The organism is Micromonospora sp. NBC_01655, from assembly GCF_026339755.1.
GTDB lineage: Bacteria > Actinomycetota > Actinomycetes > Mycobacteriales > Micromonosporaceae > Micromonospora.
The window spans coordinates 650,862-670,286 of the sequence record NZ_JAPEQF010000001.1 but is presented as its reverse complement, the minus strand read 5'-3'; the positions used below and the strand labels follow the sequence as shown (position 1 = coordinate 670,286).

The following is a 19,425-nucleotide window of genomic DNA, read 5'->3' as shown; positions in this document are numbered from 1 at the left end:
GGCGTCGGCGAACGACGGGGCGGCGGGGCGGCGCCGGCGGGCGACGGGGCTCAGAGCCAGCCGTTGCGGCGGAACCAGCGGTACAGGGCCAGCGAGACGACCAGCATCAGGGCGAGCACGACCGGGTAGCCGTACGTCATTTTCAGCTCGGGCATGATCTCGAAGTTCATGCCGTAGATGCCGGCGATCGCGGTCCAGACCGCGGCGATGCCGGCCCATGCGGCGATCTTGCGCATGTCGTTGTTCTGGTCGACCGTGACCTGGGCCAGCCGCGCCTGGAGGATCGAGTTGAGCAGGTCGTCGTACGAGTTGACCTGCTCGACGGTGCGGCTGAGGTGGTCCTGCACGTCCCGGAAGTAGCGCCGCACCTCCTGCGGCACCTCCCGGTTGACCTGGGCGGTGAGGGTCATCAGCGGCCGTTGCAGCGGCGCCACCGCCCGCTTGAACTCGACCAGTTCCCGCTTCATCTGGTAGATCCGCTGGATCCGGCCGCTGCCCTGGCGGTCGAAGACGTCGGCCTCCAGCACGTCCAGGTCGTCCTCCAGCCGGTCGGCCACCTCCAGGTAGACGTCCACCACCCGGTCGGTGATCGCGTACGCGACAGCCCAGGGGCCATGCGCCAGCAGTTCGTGCCTGGCCTCCAAGTCGGCGCGGACCGGGGCGAGCCGGCAGGCGTCCCCGTGCCGGACGCTGATCACGAAGTTCGGGCCGATGAACAGCATCACCTGCCCGGTCTCGACGACCTCCGAGTTCTCGGTCAGCTCGTCGTGCTCGCAGTACCGGGCGGTGCGCAGCACCAGGAACGCGACCTCGCCGAAGCGTTCGAGCTTGGGCCGCTGCTGGGCCTTCACCGCGTCCTCGACGGCCAGTTCGTGCAGGCCGAAGGTGTCGGCGATGGCGGACATCTCGGCCAGCTCGGGCTCGTGCAGGCCGACCCAGACGAACCCGCGCTCGCGGCGGGCCGCGGCCAGCGCCTCCGCGTAGTGCCACTCACCGGGCTGCCGCCTGCCGTCGACGTAGAGCCCGCAGTCCATCACCGCGCTGCGCCCCGGCCCGGCCGGCTCGGGGACGCGCTGGCTGCCGTCGGTGTTGAGGATCCGGGTCATCGCCCGCACCGGGGCCCAGGCCCGCGGCTTGATCGCCCGCCCGCCGTCCGGCGACGTGGCCCGGCTCCGCTCCGCCCGGTCCGACATGGCGACCCCCTCCCCACGCTGTCGCGGCAGCCGCATGCCGTCGCGGGTTGCAGGGTACGCCGGCCCGGCGCGGGCCGGCCGGTGTCGGCCGCCGCCCCGGCGGGTGGCCGGTGGGCGTCCCGGGCGCGGGATGGGGGCGGCGCCGGGTGGGCCGGGCCGCGTCAGGGGGGTGAGGGGGCGACACGGCCCACCCGGCGCCCTTGGGGGCGGGGGTTGTGCTGCGTGCGCCACCGGTCGGGCGTCGAGGCCCGCATCGGGGCAGGTCGACCGGTCGACGTGAATGGCGCTCGCAGCATTGTGGGCCGTGGACCGGCCGGGCGGGAGTCCCGACCCGGCCGGCATCGCGCTTCTGTCAGAAATCTGACAGAAGATCAGCCTCGGACGGCCGCCACCGCCTCCGCGAGGCGACGAACACCCTCGTCGATGCGGTCCGCGGTGACCGCCGAGAACGCCAGCCGCAGCGCGTGCTGCCCACCGTCGAGCACGAAGTCGCTGCCCTTGACCACCGCCACGCCCCGCTCCGCCGCCGCCGGGGCGAGCCGGTCCACCAGCACGTCCTCCGGCAGCTCCACCCAGAGGAAGTAACCGCCGTCCGGCTCCACGAACCGCGCCTCGGGGAGGTGCCGGCGCAGCGACTCGGCGAGCACCCGGGCCCGCTCGCCCAGCGCGGTGCTGACCGTCCCGATCGAGCGGGTGATGTCGCCGGAGACGCAGAACTGGTGCACGATCGCCTCGGACACCATGCCGGGCGAGATGTAGAGGCTGGTCGCCTTCTTCGCGATGTCGGCGATCAGGTCCGCCGCCCCGATCAGGTAGCCGACCCGCACCCCCGGGCAGACCGTCTTGGTGAAGCTGGAGGCGTGCACCACCACGCCCCGGGTGTCCAGCGAGAGCATCGACGGCAGCGGCTCGCCCCGGAACCGGATGTCGGCGTACGGGTCGTCCTCGAAGATGATGAAGCCGTACTCGGCCGCCAGGTCGAGCAGCTCCCGCCGCTTCTCCAGCGACAGGGTGACCCCGGCCGGGTTCTGGTAGTTCGGGATGACGTGCGCGAGCTTCGGGCGGACCCCGGCCTCCAGCAGCTTGCGCAGCTCGGCGGTGTCCAGGCCGTCCGGCTGGATCGTCACGCCGTGGATCTCGCCACCCATCCGCTGGAGGTTGAGCAGCGTCCGGTCGTACGTCGGGCGCTCGACCACGACCGCGTCGCCGGGGCGGACCAGGTGGTCGAACAGGAACGCGTCGGCCTGGAGCGAGCCGTTGGTGACCAGCACCTGGTCGGCCTCGACGCCGTGCTTCTCGGCGATCCACCTGCGCAGGGGCGGGTAGCCGACGGAGGTGCCGTAGGCGGTGACCCCGGCGGGATCGGCGTCGAAGGCACGGACGGCGGCGGCCTTGAGCCCCTCGACATCAACGATGTCCAGCGAGGGAGCCCCACGGGCGAAGGAGATCAGCTGCTCGGCGGTCATGCGGACGAGCCTAGGGCCTGGCCCGGGCGGTCCGACCGGCATACACGCCAAGTTCAACATGCGGGCAGCGGACCGGCGGCGGAACGGCCGACGCGGAAGCGGCCGGTGGTGCGCGAGACTCAGGTGTCGATTATCGGACCGGTCCCTGGCCGCATCCCCGCGACCGCCGAAGGATGGGCCTCCGCGCGGCGCCGACGGGCGGCACCGGCACCCGAGGAGTGGTGAGGTTCACGTGACCGAGGACGGTACGGGTCGGCTCGACGACCAGGCCTTCGCGGAGTGGCTGGCCGACGCGGCCGGTGCGGCGCTGACCGCCCTGCGCGCGGAGCAGGGCTTCGCCGATCCGGCAGCGCTCAAGGACGCCGGCGACAAGGTCTCCCACGACCTGATGTCGACCGCCCTGGCCCGGTGGCGGCCCGCCGACGCGGTGCTCTCCGAGGAGCAGGCCGACAGCCGGCGCGCCTGGGCCGGCGACCCGACCGCCGGGGCCCGTCCCGCGCGGCTGGAGGCGGACCGGGTGTGGATCATCGACCCGCTCGACGGCACCCGCGAGTTCTCCGAGTCCGGGCGCGACGACTGGGCGGTGCACGTGGCGCTCTGGCAGCGCTCCGCCGGCCCGGACGGCGCGCTGGTGGCCGGCGCGGTCGGCATGCCGGCCCGTACCGCACCGGACGGCAGGCCGCTGGTCCTCGGCACCGCCGTTCCCGCCGCGCCCGCCGTGGCCGGGCCGCTGCGGATCGCGGTGAGCCGCAGCCGGCCGCCCGCGTTCGTGGGCGAGCTGGTCGAGGGCATCGGCGCCCGGGCGGTGCCGATGGGCTCAGCCGGCGTGAAGGTCTGCGCGGTGGTGACCGGCGAGGTCGACGCGTACGTGCACGCCGGGGGCCAGTACGAGTGGGACTCGGCGGCCCCGGTCGCGGTCGCCCTCGGCGCCGGCATGCACGCGTCCCGGATCGACGGCTCGCCGCTGCGCTACAACCGGGACGACCCGCGCCTGCCCGACCTGCTGGTCTGCCGGCCGGAGCACGCGGAGCCCCTGCTGGCCGCCATCGACCGTCACCGTTGACCGGCGGCCCTGCCGCCGCCCGACGGGCGCGGTCGTGGTGCTCCCGCCCGGCCCCACCGACACCGCCGCCCCGAGGAGGGTCATGAGCCCCGGCCCCACCACCGCACCCGCCCCGCCCCCCACCCCGACGGAGCCCGACAGCCCGCGCCGCCGGCTCGGCCGCTGGCTGCTGCTCCCGCTGGCCGCCGGCGCGGTCGCGCTGGGCACCACGGTCGCCCTGGCCACCAACGGGGACCTGCCCGGGGGGCCGGCCCCGACGGTCACCGACGCCGGGTCCGAGGGCGCGGGCCTCGGCCCGGCCGCCCCCGGCGCCCGGCCGACGCCGGGCGGCGACGAGGGCTTCGGCAGCAGCCCGAGGTCCGTCTCGCCGAGCCCGGGCGCCAGCGACGGGACAACGGCCGGCGCGTTCCCGGGCGGCCGGAACACCCTCCCGGGGGCGAGCATCCACCTCCAGGGCGGGGAGAGCTTCGCCGCCGGGCTGGCCCGGTCCGACCGCAGCTACGGTCCGCTGCGCATGGTCCGGGTCTTCTACCCCGGCCTGCCGCCGGCCTGGTCCGGCAGCCGCGCCGACGTCGCCGACCGGACCGTGGTGGTCTCCTTCAAGGCGCCGCCCGGCGAGGTGGCCGCCGGCCGGCACGACTCCCGGCTCGCCGCCTGGTTCCGCTCCGTCCCCGGCAACCTGGACGTCTACTGGTCGTACTTCCACGAGCCGGAGGACGACATCGCCCGGGGCTCGTACACCGCCGCCCAGTACCGGGCCGCGTGGCAGCGGCTCGCCGGCCTCGCCGACCGGGCCGGCAACGCCCGGCTGCGGGCCACGCTGATCCTGATGTGCTGGACGCTCAACCCGAGCTCGCACCGCACCTTCGAGGACTACTGGCCTGGCGGCGACGCGATCGACGTGCTCGGCTGGGACTGCTACAACAGCGGCGGCAAGTTCAACCGGTACACGGACCCGGCGCAGGTCTTCTCCCCGATGATCGCCAAGTCGAAGGCGCTGGGCAAGCCGTGGGGGCTCGCCGAGACCGGCAGCGTCCGGATCGCCGGCGACAGCGGCGCCGGGCGGGCCGCCTGGATCCGGGCCATGAGCCGGTACCTCGACGGTCAGCGCCCGCTGTGGGTGGCGTACTACGACTACCAGGTCGCCGGGGGCGACTTCCGGCTCACCGACGCGCCGAGCCGGGAGGCGTGGCGGGCCTGGTGCGCCGCCTGACGCTCAGATCCCCCGGCCGCGTCTGTGCAGCGTACGCAGGACGCGGTCGGGGTCGACGGCCCGGCTGGCCACGGCGAGGGCCAGGTACGCGCGCGGCTCCCGGGGGTTGCGGGACAGCGTGCGTCGGGCCCAGCGGACCGCCTCGCCCCGGTTGCCCAGCGCCGCCTGGGCGAAGGCGATCTGCCCGCTGACCCGGGCCTCGCCGGCCGGCACGGTGGCGAACTCCGGGTACCGGCCGAGCAGCCACTGCAACGCCGTGGCGATGGTCTCCCAGCGCTGGGCGAAGTACGACCGCTTGTGCCAGCGCACCGTCACGTACGGCTCGACGACGTTCACCAGCGGGGCGTGCCGGGCGGCCCGGAGCAGGAACTCGTAGTCCTCCGCGTAGCTGCCCGGGATCTCCTCGTCGACCAGCCCGATCCCGTCGAGCAGCGCGCCCCGGCGGATCAGGAACGTCGACGGGTGCAGCTCGGTGTGCCGGTCCCGCAGCAGGGCCGCCAGCGGCACCCGGTCCACCGGGAGCACCCGGTCGACCGGGGGGCGGCCGTCGTAGTCGACCCGGATGCCGCAACTCACGAACGCCCCGTCGGGGGCGGCGCGCAGGGCGGCCACCTGGGCGGCGAGCTTGCCGGGCAGCCACTCGTCGTCGTCGTCGCAGAACGCCACCAGGTCGCCGGTGGCGGCCAGGATGCCGGTGTTGCGGGCACCGGCCAGGCCCGGGGTGCGCTCGTTGACCAGCACCGTCACCCGGGGATCGTCGGCCAGCGAGCGGTCCGGCTCGGACTGGTCGTAGACGACCACCACGTCGACCGGGCCCGGGTGGTCCTGGCCGAGAATCGCGTCGAGGGCCTTGCGCAGCAGTTCGGGGCGGTCCCGGGTGGGGACCACCGCGGTCACCGACGGGTGCTCGTTCAGCGACTGGGTCATGGTGCCTCCGTGGGGCCCGGGCGGCCGAGGCCGACGTATCCGTACCGCAGCCGCAGCGGCAGCGTCGCGGCGCTCACCACCGCCCGGCTGCGCGAGGGCAGGGCCGTGCGCCAGGCGTCGTCCTGCCGGACCCGCAGCGGCCCCGCGTTGAACCGCAGCGGGTTGCCGGCGATGCTGTGCGCCCTGACCAGCGGCGTGGGCGACGGGTCGAGCACCCGCAGCGCCTCCGGGGTGTCCGCCAGGCCGGCGAAGCGGCGGACCCGGGCGACGGTGCCGCGCGGGTCGGCGGTGAAGTCCTCGTAGCGCAGCCGGACCACCGGCGCCCGCGTGGCGAGCAGGTGGAACGCGGCGTTCTGCGCCGTCCACAGCTTGCTCACCGTGAACGGCGAGAAGGTCGGCATGTACGCCTCGGCGTCCACCACCTCGGGCCGGCGCACCTGCTTCGCCCACGAGTACGCCACCGCCCGGCTGTCCCGGACCAGGTGCAGCACCCGCAGGTCGAGGTCGTCGGCCCAGCGCAGCGCGAACGCCGTCGAGGCGTGCTTGCTGGAGTCCACCACGAGCTGTGCCCCGGTCACCGCCATCGCGGCGGCGTAGATCCGGGTGTAGAGGTCGGCGTAGCGGCGCACCTGCGCCAGCTCGGCGGCGGGCAGGTCGCCCCTGGCCAGCCGGGGGATGTGCCGGGTCCGGTCGACGGTGGCCTTGAGCGCGAGCACGTCGGCACGGTCGACGGCCGACCAGCCGCCGAACGCGTGCTCGCCGACCCGCTGCCAGAAGTCGCAGGCGGTGAACCGCTCCCCGCAGCCGCACCGCTCGTCGCCGCCGAGGGCCCGCTCCCACAGGTGGACGACCTCGCCGACGGCGCAGACGTCGGGGTGCTGGGCGAGGATCAGCTCCAGCAGCGTGGAGCCGCTGCGGCCGAGGCCGCCGACGAACAGCACCCGGGCGCTCACCGCCACCACCTGCGCCGACCCGGCTCCCGGCTGGTCCGGACCAGGTCCTCGACGATCCGGCCCACCGCCGTGGCGGCGGCGACCCGGGAGTCGGGCCGGCCCGGGTCGGCCGACAGCGCGTACACCCGCGGGTCGGCCACCCCCCGGTCCAGGGCCGCGACCAGGTCGGCCTCGGACTCGACCAGCCGGACCATCCCGGCCGCGCCGAGCCGGCGGGCGAAGAGCTGCTGGTGGTCGTCGACGTGCTCGTCCCGGGTCGGGTCCCGGGGCACCACGATCGGCAGGTGCCCGTGCCGGCGCGCCTCGGTGATGGTGGCCGGCCCGCCGTGGCAGACCACCAGGTCGGCCTCGGTCATCGCCCGCTGGAGCTCGTCGTGGGCCAGGAACGGGGCCGCGTCGGGCAGCCGGGGCGCGCGGCTGCGCCCGTGCTGGACGACGAGACGGACCTCGGGGGCGAGGCCGTCGCGGCCGGCGTGCCAGCGCTCCAGCCACTCGACCAGCCGGTCGAACCGGTGCACGTCGGTGCCGACCATGGCCAGCACGGTACGCCGGAATGGTGAGTTGGTGCGCTGGCGGGGGACCGGCAGGCTCACAGCAGGTTTCCCACCACGGTCGCCTTCGGGTAGAGCCGGCGCTGTTCCTCCCACTGCACGAGCATCGCGGAGAGGAACGGCCGGCACAGCCGGGCCGACAGCGTCGGGGTGTCGATCCGGTCGTACACCTCGATGTAGACGGTGGGGATGCGGCGCAGCCGGGCCACCACCACGAACGGCACGGCGACGCCGGCTCCGGTGGTGACCACCGCCGCGACGTCCCGACCGCGGAACACCCGGACGGCGAGCCACATGTTGCGGGCCAGGTTCCGCACGTTGCGGGTGGTCGGGTGGTGCGCCCAGACCACGTCCTCGCCGTCGAGCAGCGACCGGGCGTCCGGGGTGTCGAACGTGACCCAGGAACGGGACCGGTCGCGGTACCACGGTTGCAGCGCCACCAACTGCGCGAGGTGCCCGCCGCTGGATCCGACGAGCATGACTTCACCAGACTCCACGCCACCCGCCTCCCACGGCCCGGCCGCGCCCCGGGACGCGCCCGACGAGGGCGGTCGACCGGACGGCGCGGCGCCGCCACAATGTATCGGCCACCCCACAGAGAACATAAGTGGCTTCCACCACCATCGGACCTGTCGGATGGTTGGCTGCGGCCCTTCCGCCAATGCCTCACTCCGCCGTCCCGTGCCTAGACTGCCGCTGACATCCACCGGGGCGAGAGGATCGCGGATGACCGACACGGCCGAGGCGGCGCAGGGCAGCGGCACCCGGGCGGTCCCCGACCCGGTCACCGTCCTCTACGTCTGCGGGATGCCGCGCAGCGGCTCGACCCTGCTCGACCTGATGCTCGGCCAGTTCGTCGGGCACTGCGACGTCGGCGAGCTGTTCTACCTGTGGCAGTCCGGCGTCGAGCGGAACTTCCGCTGCGCCTGCGGGGAGCACTTCGACGCCTGCCCGTTCTGGGGCGAGGTCGGCCAGCGGGCGTACGGCGGGTGGTCCCGGGTCGACGTAGCCGAGGTGCTGGCGCTGCAACGCCGGGTCGACGCGACCGGCCGGCTGCCGCTGATCGTGGGCCCCCGGATGTCCCCGGCGTTCCGGCGCGACCTCGACCGCTACACGGAGTTGCTCGCGAAGCTCTACCGGGCGGTGGCCGAGGTGTCCGGGGCGAAGGTGGTGGTGGACTCGACCAAGCGCCCCTCGCTGGCGTACATCCTGGCCCGGGCCCCGCAGATCGACCTGCGGCTGGTGCACGTGCTGCGCGACCCGCGCGGGGTGGCGTACTCCTGGAGCCAGGTCGTCGAGCTGCCCGAGGGCACCTCCACCAAGGGTCGGATGAACCAGCGCTCGGCCCGGCTGACCGCCCGGCGCTGGGTCACCGTCAACGCGATGGTGGCCGCGCTGGCCCGCCGCGGCGTCCCCCGGGTCACGGTCCGGTACGAGGACCTGGTCCGCGACCCGCGCGCCGAGCTGGGCCGGATCGCCGCGCTCACCGCCGACGTGACCGGCGTCGTGGACCCGCTGGAGTTCCTACGGGACAACGAGTTCGAGCAGGCCGGATCACACGCGGTCGCCGGCGGCCGGATCCGGATGCGCAGCGGCTCGATCACCCTGGCGCTGGACGAGAGGTGGCGCCGGGAGTACGCCCCGGGTCACCGCCGGCTGGTCGGCGCACTGACCTGGCCGCTGCGCCGCCGCTACGGCTACCGCTGACCGGTCCGCCGCGCCGCTCAGGAGCGGGCGGCGGCGGCCAGGTGGGCGTCCAGGGTTTCCAGCAGCTCCGGGGCGCGCTCGTAGTCGAACTTGCGGGCGAAGTGCGCCCCGCTGGCCAGCGCCCTGGGCAGGTCCTCGGCGGTCAGCGACTTCGGGTGGTTGAAGGTGCTGCCCCGGAAGTCGAAGTACCGCTTGCAGTCCGGCACCAGGTCGAACCGCCCGGAGCTGCACACGATGGTCTGGAAGACGGCCTCCACCGGGGAGAGGCAGCGTCGGAAGTACGACACCACGTCCGGCCGCCGGTCGAAGTACTCCCGCAGGTACGCCACCACAGGCCAGCTCAGCGAGGTGAACGCCGACCCGCCGTGCAGGCGCAGGTCGGGCCCGAACGGGGTACGGGCCCGGCGGCCCACCGCCAGCCCGTACGACACGTGCACCCGGACCAGCGGCTGCACCCGGTTGACCGCCTGGAGCGGGCGGAGCAGCTTCTTGCCCCGGGGGGTGAGCGGGAGCAGCCGGCGGTGCTGGAAGTGGTAGCGGGACCGGACCCGGCGGCTCGGCCAGTGGCTGTCCGGGCCGAACGCGTCCCAGTACTCCATGAACCCGTCCGCGCCCGAGCCGACCAGCTCCGCCTCGCACTCGCCGAGCGGCCGCAGGGGGTAGTCCTGGCCGGTGATGTTCGCCAGCCAGTCGACCCGCACCCCCTCGTCGTTCAGCCAGTCCACCGCGGCCATGTAGCGGTCGACATGACTGAAGTCACCGTAGCCGCCCTCGTGCGTCTGCACGACGACGTCGGGCAGCGAGCGCAGCTCGGCGAGGTCCAGCGGGGGGCCGTTGACGTCGTGGCTGATGTGCACCACGCTGTCTGGGCTGTACCGCTTCACGGCGTGGACCAGCCGGTTCATCTGCTCGGGCGACCGGTGGCTCTGGATGTGGTAGCAAAACCGCACCCACCCATCCTGCCCCCGCGCCCCGCCGGGTGAGAAGCGCACCTTCGTCGGCTTCCCCTCGTCGCCCGGATCAGGGAGACTCAGGGTTCCGCCGTGGTGCCGCCCGCCACGGCCGACTGGCCGGTCCCGGTCCAAAGGAAGCGACACAGCCCGATGCCCTCGCCTCACCACACCGATCTGCGCGACTCAGACGGCCCCACGCTGATGACCTACCTTGAGTGGCTGCGCCGCCGGTGGTGGATCCTCGTGGTGGCCGCGCTGCTGGGCGCGGGCGCCGGCATGCTGGTCAGCCAGGTGCAGACCCGCACGTACGTGTCGACCACGTCGCTGCTGGTCCGCCAGGTCGGCCCGGACGCCAACCAGGGCGCCAAGGTCAACCTGGACACCGAGGCCCAGGTGGTCCGCTCCCTGGTGGTGGCCGAGCGGGCCCGGGCCCTGCTGAAGACGACCATCCCGCCGGAGGACCTGGTCCGCTCGCTGTCGGTCACCGTGCCGCCGAACAGCCAGGTGCTCCAGATCGTGTACGAGGCGCAGAGCCCCGCGGCGGCGCAGGCCGGTTCGCACTCCTTCGCCCAGGCGTACCTGGACCTGCGGCTGGCCACCGCCACCCGGTCGCTGGAGAACGAGACGACCGCGCTCAAGCAGCAGATCGCCGAGACCAACAAGCAGCTCGCCGCAGTCGCCGGAAAGATCGCCGGGACCCCGTCCAACTCGGTCGAGCGGGCCCGCGCCGAGGCCGACCGGAACGTGCTGACCAACCAGCTCGCCAGCCTCAACAGCCGGCTGAGCCCGCTGCTGAGCACCGCGCTCGACCCCGGCGAGATCATCTCCGACGCGGCGCTGCCCCGGAAGCCCAGCTCCCCGAACACCACCCTCAACCTGGCCAGCGGTCTCGGCGCCGGGCTGCTCTTCGGCATCGTGGTCGCCCTGGTGCTGGACCGGCTGGACACCCGGGTCCGGCGCGGCCGGGACGTGGCCGACCGGCTCGGCCTGCCGATGCTGCTGGAGCTGCCCGCCCGGTCGACCGGGCTGACCGTCCTGCCGGCGGCGCACGAGGTCTCCCGGGAACTCGGCCGGCTGCGCAACGTGCTGTTGTCCACCATGCCCGAGCCGCAGCCCGGGCGGGGCCGTCTGCTGCTGCTCACCGACACCTCCCCCGGCCCGGCCGCCGGCTTCGTCGTCGGCAACCTCGCCGCGGCGTACGCCCGCACCGGGGCCCAGGTCGCGGTGGTCACCACCAAGCCGGACTCCCCGCTGGGCGGGATGCTCGGCGGGGTCCGGCCCCGGCACACCCTCGCCGACGTGCTGCGCCACGACGTCTCGGCGCTCACCGCGCTGACCCCGGCCCCCGGCCTGAACCAGCTCCGGGTGCTGCTCCCGGGCAACCTCGACACCGAGGTGGAGCTGCCGGTCGCCACCATGCTGGAGATCCTCGCCGAGTTGGCCGCCCGCTTCGACCACGTGCTGATCGAGACGGCCCAGCCGACGGCTGCGGTGGAGGCGCAGGCACTGGCCCGGCACGTGGACGGCGTGATCCTGGTGGTCGAGGGCGGGCAGACCCGCAGCAGCGAGATCACCGCCGCGATGCGGCAGTTCGAGCAGGTCGACGCGCCGGTCCTCGGCGCGGTGCTGGCCCCCCGGCTGGCCGACCGGGGCCCGGCGGTCCAGCCCACCCCGCCCATCCCGCCGGCCCGCCGGCTGGGCCCGCCGTCGCCCCGCCCGCGGCCGACGCCCGCCGGGCGGCCCCAGCCGGGCATGCCCAACATCGAGACCACGATGATCCTGCCCCGCGCCGGCGCCGGCGCCCGGGACACCGCCGCCAAGCCGGCCCCCGCCCGGACCGGGGTGGCCAAGCCGCCGCCGGTGCAGCCCCCGCCGCCCCCGCCGCCCGGGTCGCCCGGGTCGCCGAAGCCGGCAGCCCAGCAGAAGCCGGCCGGCAAGTCCACCGTCTACCGCTCCGCCCGGGACGCCGACGGCCCAGACCCCGACCGGTACACCATGGCCTTCAACCCGCTTGAGGACCGGGAGTGAACCGCCGGCGGGCGCTGGGCACGACGCTCGCGGCCGTGCTCGTCGCCGCGCTCGGCGCCGGCTGCGCCGAGGAGCAGGCGCCCGGCGCGGCGAACGTGGTGGACCCGGGCTCCCCTGCGCCCCGGCCCAGCCCCACCCCGAGCCTGCCGGCCGCGCCGCTGTCCGGGAAGCCGGTCGCGGCGGCGACGGCCGCCCGGCAGGCCGTGGTGGTGCCGCTGCGGGTGACCGCCGGCACCAGCCCGGCCGGACTGGCCGAGGCCGACCTGGTCTACCAGGAGTTCGCCGAGTCGGAGAGCCTGCACCTGACTGCGGTCTACCAGTCCCGCGACGCCGCCCGGGTGGGCCCGGTCGCCGAGATCCGGCCGGTGGACATCCGTACGGTCGGCGTGCTGCACCCGTTCGTCGGCTACGCCGGCGGGCCCACCGGGTTCCTCCGCCAGTTCGAGGCGGCGGAACTGCCGGGGGTGACCCCGGCGCAACGCTCGGCCGCGTTCCCGTCCGGCCAGGCGTCCGTCGCCGCGCTGCGGCAGGCGGCCCCGAAGGGCGGCGCCGCGCCGACCCAGGTCTTCGACCACGCCACCCCGGGGGCCCCGCTGGCCAGCCAGGGCGTGACCCCCGCCGGCAAGCTGACCGTCACCGCGCCCGGCCATCCCGCCCAGACCTGGGCGTACGACGCGGCCAGCTCGTTGTGGCGCGGCCGGGTCGGCAAGGCCACGGTGAGCGTCGCCGCGGTGGTCGTGCTGACGATGGAGTACCGCACCATCGACGTCCGCAAGCCCAGTCCCCGCTCACTGCCGGGAGCGAACGTGTACGGGTCCGGGGCCGCGGTGGTGGTGTCCGGGCCGTCCAGCGCGAGGGCGCAGTGGAGCAAGCCCGGCCAGAAGCTGGTCTGCAACGTCACCGACGCGGCCGGCTACCAGGTCCGCCCGCAGCCCGGCCCGGCCTGGGTGATCTACGCCCCGAAGACCGCCAAGGTCAGCGTGACATGACCACGGCCGCCCCGCTGCGGTCCGTTCCCGGGCCGGAGCCGGCACCGGCGGGCCGCCATCCGGCCGACCCGCCGCAGAGCCCGCCGCCCGGCGCGACCCGCCGCTGGTCGCTGCGGCTGCCCGTCGCCTGGCCGGTGACCGCCCTCTTCGTGCTGTACCCGCTGTGGTGGGCGCTCGGCCTACCCTCGTTCATCTTCGCCATCCTGGCCGTCCCGATGGCCTTCCAGCTCTACCGGCGCGGCACCGTGAAGGTGCCGCCGGGCTTCGGGATCTGGCTGATCCTGCTGGCCTGGGTGGTGCTGTCCGGGCTGATGCTCGACATCACCGCGCCCAACACGCTCACCCCGAACGGGTTCGGCCGGTACATCGGCTGGGGCATCCGGGTGATGAACTACACCGCGCTGACCGTGACGATGCTGTACGTGCTCAACCTCAGCGAGCGCGAGCTGCCGCGTAAGCGGCTGGTGAAGCTGTTCGGCTTCATGGCCGTGATCACCGTCGTCGGCGGGTATGTCGGCGCGCTGTTTCCCCAGCTCAAGTTCGTCGCGCCGCTGAACTACATCCTCCCCGCCGCCATCGCCAAGGAACCGTTCGTCAACCGGCTGATGCACGTCGAGGTCGCCCAGGTGCAGGAGGTGCTCGCCGGGGAAGCCAGTTCGCCCCGCCCGGCCGCCCCCTTCGAGTACACCAACACCTGGGGCGAGAACATGGCCATCCTGCTGATCTGGTTCATCGTCGGCTGGGTGGTCCTCGGCCGGGGGCCGCGCAAGCTCACCGGGTACCTGGTGGTGGCCGCCGCCATCTTCCCGATCGTCTACTCGCTCAACCGGGGGCTGTGGATCGGCCTGGTGGTCGGCGCGGTGTACGTCGCGGTGCGGATGGCGCTGCGCGGCCGGATCGTCGTCCTGGTCGGGCTGGCGCTGGCCACCGGCCTGGTCGGGGTGGCGGTGCTCGCCTCGCCGCTGGGCACCCTGCTCAACGAGCGGATGGCGAACGGGCACAGCGACGACATCCGGGCCACCCTGTCCAACGGGGCGGTGGAGGCGGCGAACCACTCGCCGGTGCTCGGCTACGGCGGCAACCGGGCGCTGATCGGCAGCAACCGGTCCATCGCGATCGGCAAGTCGGCCGACTGCAAGCAGTGCGGCAACCGGGAGCTGGGCAGCAACGGCCAGGTGTGGAACCTGCTGGTCGGCCAGGGGTGGGTGGGCGCGTTCTGCTACAGCGCGTTCTTCCTCTGGTGCCTGTGGCGGTTCCGGCACGACCACACCCCGATCGGCATCGCCGGCAGCCTGGTGCTGATCCTGATGCTGTTCTTCCAGTTCCTCTACGGCTCGCTGAACACCACCCTGGCGTACGGGCTGATCAGCGTGGCGCTGCTCGCCCGCAACGACCTGCACCTGCGCGAACTGCGCCGCGAGGCCCGGTTCGCCGCACCGGAGACGACGGCCCCGCGCGCGGGGCCGGAACGGTGGTCCCGCTGATGCTCATCCCACCCCCGGGCGCGGACGCGCGCGGCACGTACCTGCCCGAGCTGGCCGGCGTGGTCTGGCCGGAACCGGCCCAGCCGGCGCTGCGGCGCGGCGGCCGGGCCGGGTTCGCGGTGGTGCCGTCGGCCGCGCGACCCCGGCTGCTGGTCCCGGCCGGCTCCCGACGGGCGGCGGCGGGCGCGGTCCGGCACTCCACCGAGGCGCAGGGGGCGAAGGCCCGGCTGCGCCGCGCCGTGCTGGCGACGGCGTTCCGCACCGGGCTGGGCCGGCTCGCGTTCCGGGACCGACTGGTGGTCGACGCCGCCGCCGACGGGCTCGACGCGCACCTCGCCGCCGTGCTGGGCCGCCCGGCGCTGCTGAGCATCCACATCGGCCCGGCCCGGGCCAACCGCAAGCCGGTCGTTCAGCTCCTCGACGCCGCCGGCACCCCGATCGGGTACGCCAAGCTCGGCGTCGACCCGCTCACCCGGGCGCTGGTAGCGGCCGAGGCGGCGGCGCTGGGCCGGCTGGCGACGCTCGACCTGCCCGGGATCGGAGTGGCCGAGGTGCTGCACCACGGCGCCTGGGGCGGGCACGCCCTGCTGGTGCAGAGCGCCCTGCCGGTGGGGCTGCCCCGGGCCGCCCCCGCGCGGGCCGCCGAGGCCGAGCGGGCCGCCATGGTCGCGGTGAGCCGCTGCGCCGGCATCGACCGCCGGTCGTACGCCGACAGCCCCCACGCCCGGCGGCTCGCCGACGAACTGGCGGCGCTCGGCGACCGGCCGGAGGCGGCCCGGCTGCGCGCCGTGCTGGCCGAGGTCCGGCGGGCCGACCCGGTGCTCGACCTCGGTGCCTGGCACGGCGACTGGAACGGCGGCAACAGCGCGGCCCTGGCCGACGGCCGGGTGCTGGTCTGGGACTGGGAGCGGTTCGCCGACGACGTGCCGGTCGGCTTCGACGCCCTGCACCGTCGGGTGCAGACGGCGATCACCCGGGCCGGCGTGGAGCCGCGCGCGGCGGCCGGGCGGCTCATCGTCGACGCGGCCGGGACGCTGACGGAGTTCGGGCAGCCGGCCCGGGCGGCCGACCTGGTGGCGGTGCTCTACCTGGTCGAGCTGGCGGCGCGGTACCTGCGCGACCGGCAGGCCGAGGCGGGCGCCCGGCTGGGACACGTGGCCGACTGGCTGTTGCCGGCGGTGGAGGATCACCTGGCCGGTCGGCCTGGTGCGGGAGGAGTGGCGAAGTGACGCTGGTCAAGGCACAGGCGCGGCGCGCGGTGCGGTCGGTGAGCCGGACGTACGGCCGGTGGACCGCCGGGTCGCGGCTCGCCCCCGACTTCCTCATCGTGGGCGCCCAGCGGTGCGGCACGACGTCGCTGTTCAAGACCCTCTCGCAGCACCCGGCGGTGCTGCCGGCGGTCTACCACAAGGGCGTGCACTACTTCGACACCGGCTACGACCGGGGGATGGACTGGTACCTGGGGCACTTCCCGACGGTGCGCCGGGCCGAGGCGGTCCGGGAGCGGGCCGGGGTGCGCGGGGTGACCGGCGAGTCGAGCCCGTACTACATGTTCCACCCGCTGGCCGGCGAGCGGATCGCGCGGGACCTGCCGGATGTGCGGCTGCTGGTGCTGCTGCGCGACCCGGTGGAGCGGGCGTACTCGGCGCACTCGCACGAGGCGGCCCGGGGCTTCGAGCCGGAGGGCTTCGAGCGGGCCCTGGAGCTGGAGGAGGAGCGGATCGCCGGGGAGCGGGAGCGGCTGCTCGCCGACCCGACCGCGCACAGCCACCACTACCAGCACAACGCCTACCTGACCCGGGGTCGCTACGTCGAGCAGCTCGAACGACTGGAGTCGATCTTCGGCCGGGACCGGCTGCACGTGGTCGACGCGGACGACTTCTTCGCCGACCCCCGGCCGGCGTTCGACGCGGTCTGCGACTTCCTCGGCCTGCCGCGCTGGGCGGAGATCTCGTTCGGCAAGCACAACGCCCGGTCCCGCTCGCCCATGGACCCGGCGCTGCGGGCCCGGCTGGAGGAGCACTTCGCCCCGTACGACGAGCGGTTGAGCACCTGGTGGGGACGCGTGCCGTCGTGGCGACGGTAACGCCGGCCCGGTCCCCGGCCGGCGAGCTGGGCGGGGCAGCCCGGCACGGGGTCGCGAACCTGCTCGGGGTGGCGGTCGCGGCGGTCGCCGGATTCGGCCTGAACATCGTCGTCACCCGGGCCTGGTCCATGGCGGACGCGGGCCTCTTCTTCGCCGCCACCAGCGCCTTCATGATCGCGTACGCGGCGGCCCGGCTGGGCACCGGCGTCGGCTCGGTCTACTTCCTCAGCCGCTACCGCACCCTCGGCCAGCCGGAGCGCATCCGCGCGTCGGTGCTGGTCGGGCTGCTGCCGGTGGTGCTGTTCGGCACGCTGATCGCGCTGGCCGGCTGGTGGGCCGCCCCGCGGATCGTGGCGCTGACCTTCGACGAGCCGGCGCCCGGGGCGGTGCGGGCCCTGCGGGTGCTGCTGGTCTTCGTGCCGGTGGCCGCGCTCTGCGACTTCGCGTTGGCCGCCTGCCGGGGGTTCGGCAAGATGCGCCCGCTGCTACTGGTCGAGCGGCTCGGCCGGACCGGGCTGCAACTGCTCGGGGTGGGCCTGGCCGCCCTGTTCGGGCTCTCCGCCACCACCGCCCTGCCGCTGGCCTGGGCGCTGCCCTACCTGCCCGCCGCGCTGCTCGGCACCGTATGGCTGGCCCGGCTGGTCCGGCGGGCCGAGCGGGGCGCGCAGGCCCCGCCGGTGTCGCTGCGCGACGAGTTCTGGCCGTACTGGCGCTACAGCGGCCCCCGGGCGCTGAGCGGGCTGGCCCAGATGGCGGTGCAGCGGCTCGACATCGTGCTGCTCGGCGCGCTGCGCGGGCTGTCGGAGGCGGCGCTCTACACGGCGGCCACCCGGTTCCTGGCCCTCGGGCAGCTCTCCGGGCAGGCGCTGTCCACCGCCGTGCAGCACCGGCTGGCCGAGCACCTGGTCCGCGACGACCGGGCCGCCGCCGGCCGGCTCTACCAGGCCGCCACCGGGTGGCTGGTGCTGCTGGCCTGGCCGGCGTACCTGCTCTTCGCGATCTTCGCCGAGCCGATGCTGCACCTGTTCGGCGACGGGTACGCCGCCGGCCGGCGGGTGACCGTGTTCCTGGCGCTGACCATGCTGGTGGCCACCGGCTGCGGCATGGTCGACACGGTGCTCAACATGGCCGGCCGGACGTCCTGGACGTTCTACAACGCGCTGGCCGGCACGGTGGTCAACGTGGTGCTCAACGTGCTGCTCATCCCGCGCTTCGGCATCATGGGTGCGGCGGTCGCCTGGTCGGCGTCCATCCTGATCACCAACCTGGTGCCGCTGCTCCAGTTGCACCACGCGTACCGGCTGCACCCGTTCGGCCGGGGCACGCTCGCCGCCGCCGGGCTGGCGGTGGCCTGCTTCGGCGTGCCGGCGCTGCTGGCCCGCACCGTGGCCGACGCCGGGCCGGTCACGCTGGCGGTGTTGGCCGTGCTCGGCGCCGCCGGGTACGCCGCCGGGATGTGGCGGCTGCGCCGGGTGCTCCAGCTCGACGCGCTGCGGGCGCTGCGCCGGGGCCGGCGGCGCTGAGGTCCCTGCCACGGGCCCGTCCACGAAACGTCCACCACCGGCGCGCCGGTGGCCTCAGCACGAGGAAGGTGCGGCAACGATGAAGCGGTTCCAGACGGCGGTGGTGCTCCTGCTCGGGTCGGCGCTGGCCGTGTCGGCGTGCTCCGAGGCGGCTCCGGACTTCGTGCCGCCACCGGCCGCGCCGACCGCCACCGCGCAGGCCACGAGCCCTGGCGCGGCGGACGGCCTGCGCACCACCGGTCGGGGCCCGGAACTGCCCGAGAAGGGTGTCTGGCTGGGCGCCTGGGTGAAGCCGGATTGGCAGACCCCGGAGGGCCGGGTCGAGGCGCTGACCGCGTTCGCGGACCAGACCCGGGGCGAGGTCGTCCTGGCGCACATGTTCCACGACTGGGAGGACGACTTCCCCGGCCCCACCGAGCACGCGTTCCAGGCGGCCGGGAAGCTCCAGATGATCTCCTGGTCCGGCGCCGACACCCGGTCCATCCGGGACGGGGTGTACGACCAGCTGATCCGGCAGCGGGCCGAGAAGATCAAGCAGTTCGGGGTGCCGCTGCTGCTGCGCTGGCGGTGGGAGATGGACCGCCCGAACCTGACCCAGAGCGTGCACTCCCCGGAGGACTACGTCGCCGCCTGGAAGCGGATCCGGGGCATCTTCACCGAGGTGGGGGCCACCAACGCCGGCTTCGTCTGGTGCCCGCACGTGCAGGGTTTCGTCGACGAGAAGCGCAACGCCGCCGCGTACTACCCGGGCGACGACCAGGTCGACTGGCTCTGCACCGACGTGTACCCGGGCAAGGAGTTCGACGGCTTCGCCGAGCAGATGGACACCTTCATGCCGTTCGCCGCCCAGCACCCCCGGCCGGTGATGATCGGCGAGTTCGGGGTGACGTACCCGGGCGGGCCCGGCCAGCGCGCCGCCTGGCTGAGCGAGGCCCACGACTACGTCAAGCGGCACCCGCAGATCAAGGCGGTGGTCTACTTCGCCGCGAAGCAGACCACGAAGCCCGTGTACGACAGCACGTTCGACGAGGACCCGGCGGGGCTGGCCGCGTTCCGGGAGCTGACCGCCGACCCGTGGTTCGCCGCGCCGCCCCCGCCGGTTCCGGCGCACGGTCCACGTACCCGGTGACCTCGTCTCCGCGTACGACCGGCCCGGCCGGCGGGGGGCGGATAGACCGAATGGACGGACAGAACGGGCACCCCGGGGTAGACGCCGCGCGCCGCATGCGCCATCGTGGTGCAGAGACTTGTGTCCCGGTCGTCGCCTCCCGGCCGGGGATCACCAGGAT

The 19,425-nt window shown here is 74.6% G+C and carries 17 protein-coding genes; 10 read left to right on the top strand and 7 right to left on the bottom strand.

What is annotated here, in order from left to right; translation table 11 throughout:
- Window positions 1-50: 50 nt before the first annotated feature.
- Together corA and OOK41_RS03260 are read right to left on the bottom strand one after the other, a co-directional pair.
- Window positions 51-1,193 (bottom strand): magnesium/cobalt transporter CorA, encoded by a 1,143-nt coding sequence (gene corA / locus OOK41_RS03265; RefSeq protein ID WP_266262914.1) that lies wholly within the window; start codon window positions 1,191-1,193, stop codon window positions 51-53.
- 371 nt (window positions 1,194-1,564) lie between these two features.
- Entirely contained in the window at window positions 1,565-2,659 is a 1,095-nt protein-coding gene (locus tag OOK41_RS03260; protein WP_117668246.1) for a PLP-dependent aminotransferase family protein, read from the bottom strand.
- Between the two features lie 232 nt (window positions 2,660-2,891).
- On the opposite strand from OOK41_RS03260, the gene OOK41_RS03255 reads away from it, so the two are divergent.
- Both OOK41_RS03255 and OOK41_RS03250 read left to right on the top strand, forming a co-directional pair.
- Window positions 2,892-3,722, top strand: coding sequence for a 3'(2'),5'-bisphosphate nucleotidase CysQ (locus OOK41_RS03255; RefSeq protein WP_266262913.1), 831 nt, complete (start codon window positions 2,892-2,894; stop codon window positions 3,720-3,722).
- A gap of 82 nt (window positions 3,723-3,804) precedes the next feature.
- Entirely contained in the window at window positions 3,805-4,935 is a 1,131-nt protein-coding gene (locus tag OOK41_RS03250; protein WP_266262912.1) for a hypothetical protein, read from the top strand.
- A 3-nt stretch (window positions 4,936-4,938) separates the two neighbouring features.
- Here the strand turns inward: OOK41_RS03250 and OOK41_RS03245 are convergent, their stop codons facing one another.
- The 4 genes from OOK41_RS03245 to OOK41_RS03230 are packed head-to-tail and all read right to left on the bottom strand — an operon-like array spanning window position 4,939 to window position 7,845.
- A complete protein-coding gene (locus OOK41_RS03245) occupies window positions 4,939-5,862 on the bottom strand; it encodes a glycosyltransferase family A protein (RefSeq protein ID WP_266262911.1) in 924 nt (307 codons plus the stop codon).
- Window positions 5,859-6,824: a sulfotransferase gene (locus tag OOK41_RS03240; RefSeq protein ID WP_117668242.1), complete on the bottom strand. Its 966-nt coding sequence runs from the start codon at window positions 6,822-6,824 to the stop codon at window positions 5,859-5,861. Before OOK41_RS03240 ends, OOK41_RS03245 begins: the two co-directional genes overlap by 4 nt.
- Window positions 6,812-7,348, bottom strand: coding sequence for a glycosyltransferase (locus OOK41_RS03235; protein ID WP_117668301.1), 537 nt, complete (start codon window positions 7,346-7,348; stop codon window positions 6,812-6,814). Before OOK41_RS03235 ends, OOK41_RS03240 begins: the two co-directional genes overlap by 13 nt.
- A gap of 56 nt (window positions 7,349-7,404) precedes the next feature.
- Entirely contained in the window at window positions 7,405-7,845 is a 441-nt protein-coding gene (locus OOK41_RS03230) for a UDP-N-acetylglucosamine--LPS N-acetylglucosamine transferase (RefSeq protein ID WP_117668241.1), read from the bottom strand.
- 247 nt (window positions 7,846-8,092) lie between these two features.
- Between OOK41_RS03230 and OOK41_RS03225 the strand changes: the two genes are divergently transcribed.
- On the top strand, window positions 8,093-9,073 hold the full coding sequence (locus tag OOK41_RS03225; RefSeq protein WP_266262910.1) for a sulfotransferase: 981 nt from the start codon (window positions 8,093-8,095) through the stop codon (window positions 9,071-9,073).
- Between the two features lie 17 nt (window positions 9,074-9,090).
- Here the strand turns inward: OOK41_RS03225 and OOK41_RS03220 are convergent, their stop codons facing one another.
- The gene (locus tag OOK41_RS03220) at window positions 9,091-10,023 is read right to left on the bottom strand and encodes a hypothetical protein (protein WP_266262909.1); all 933 of its coding nucleotides are present in this window, start codon (window positions 10,021-10,023) and stop codon (window positions 9,091-9,093) included.
- Window positions 10,024-10,227: 204 nt separating this feature from the next.
- Here OOK41_RS03220 and OOK41_RS03215 point away from each other — a divergent pair, with 204 nt between their 5' ends.
- The 7 genes from OOK41_RS03215 to OOK41_RS03185 all read left to right on the top strand — a co-directional run bounded on the left by OOK41_RS03215 (window position 10,228) and on the right by OOK41_RS03185 (window position 19,265).
- A complete protein-coding gene (locus OOK41_RS03215) occupies window positions 10,228-12,054 on the top strand; it encodes a lipopolysaccharide biosynthesis protein (protein WP_266262908.1) in 1,827 nt (608 codons plus the stop codon).
- The gene (locus OOK41_RS03210) at window positions 12,051-13,043 is read left to right on the top strand and encodes a DUF3048 domain-containing protein (RefSeq protein ID WP_117668237.1); all 993 of its coding nucleotides are present in this window, start codon (window positions 12,051-12,053) and stop codon (window positions 13,041-13,043) included. The genes OOK41_RS03215 and OOK41_RS03210 overlap by 4 nt, the downstream gene beginning before the upstream one ends.
- On the top strand, window positions 13,040-14,527 hold the full coding sequence (locus tag OOK41_RS03205; protein ID WP_117668236.1) for an O-antigen ligase: 1,488 nt from the start codon (window positions 13,040-13,042) through the stop codon (window positions 14,525-14,527). Before OOK41_RS03210 ends, OOK41_RS03205 begins: the two co-directional genes overlap by 4 nt.
- Window positions 14,527-15,756, top strand: coding sequence for a hypothetical protein (locus OOK41_RS03200; RefSeq protein WP_266262907.1), 1,230 nt, complete (start codon window positions 14,527-14,529; stop codon window positions 15,754-15,756). Before OOK41_RS03205 ends, OOK41_RS03200 begins: the two co-directional genes overlap by 1 nt.
- The gene (locus OOK41_RS03195) at window positions 15,753-16,613 is read left to right on the top strand and encodes a sulfotransferase (protein ID WP_266262906.1); all 861 of its coding nucleotides are present in this window, start codon (window positions 15,753-15,755) and stop codon (window positions 16,611-16,613) included. The genes OOK41_RS03200 and OOK41_RS03195 overlap by 4 nt, the downstream gene beginning before the upstream one ends.
- On the top strand, window positions 16,601-18,136 hold the full coding sequence (locus tag OOK41_RS03190; protein WP_243639486.1) for a lipopolysaccharide biosynthesis protein: 1,536 nt from the start codon (window positions 16,601-16,603) through the stop codon (window positions 18,134-18,136). Before OOK41_RS03195 ends, OOK41_RS03190 begins: the two co-directional genes overlap by 13 nt.
- A gap of 79 nt (window positions 18,137-18,215) precedes the next feature.
- A complete protein-coding gene (locus OOK41_RS03185; protein WP_266262905.1) occupies window positions 18,216-19,265 on the top strand; it encodes a glycoside hydrolase family 26 protein in 1,050 nt (349 codons plus the stop codon).
- Window positions 19,266-19,425: the final 160 nt, after the last annotated feature.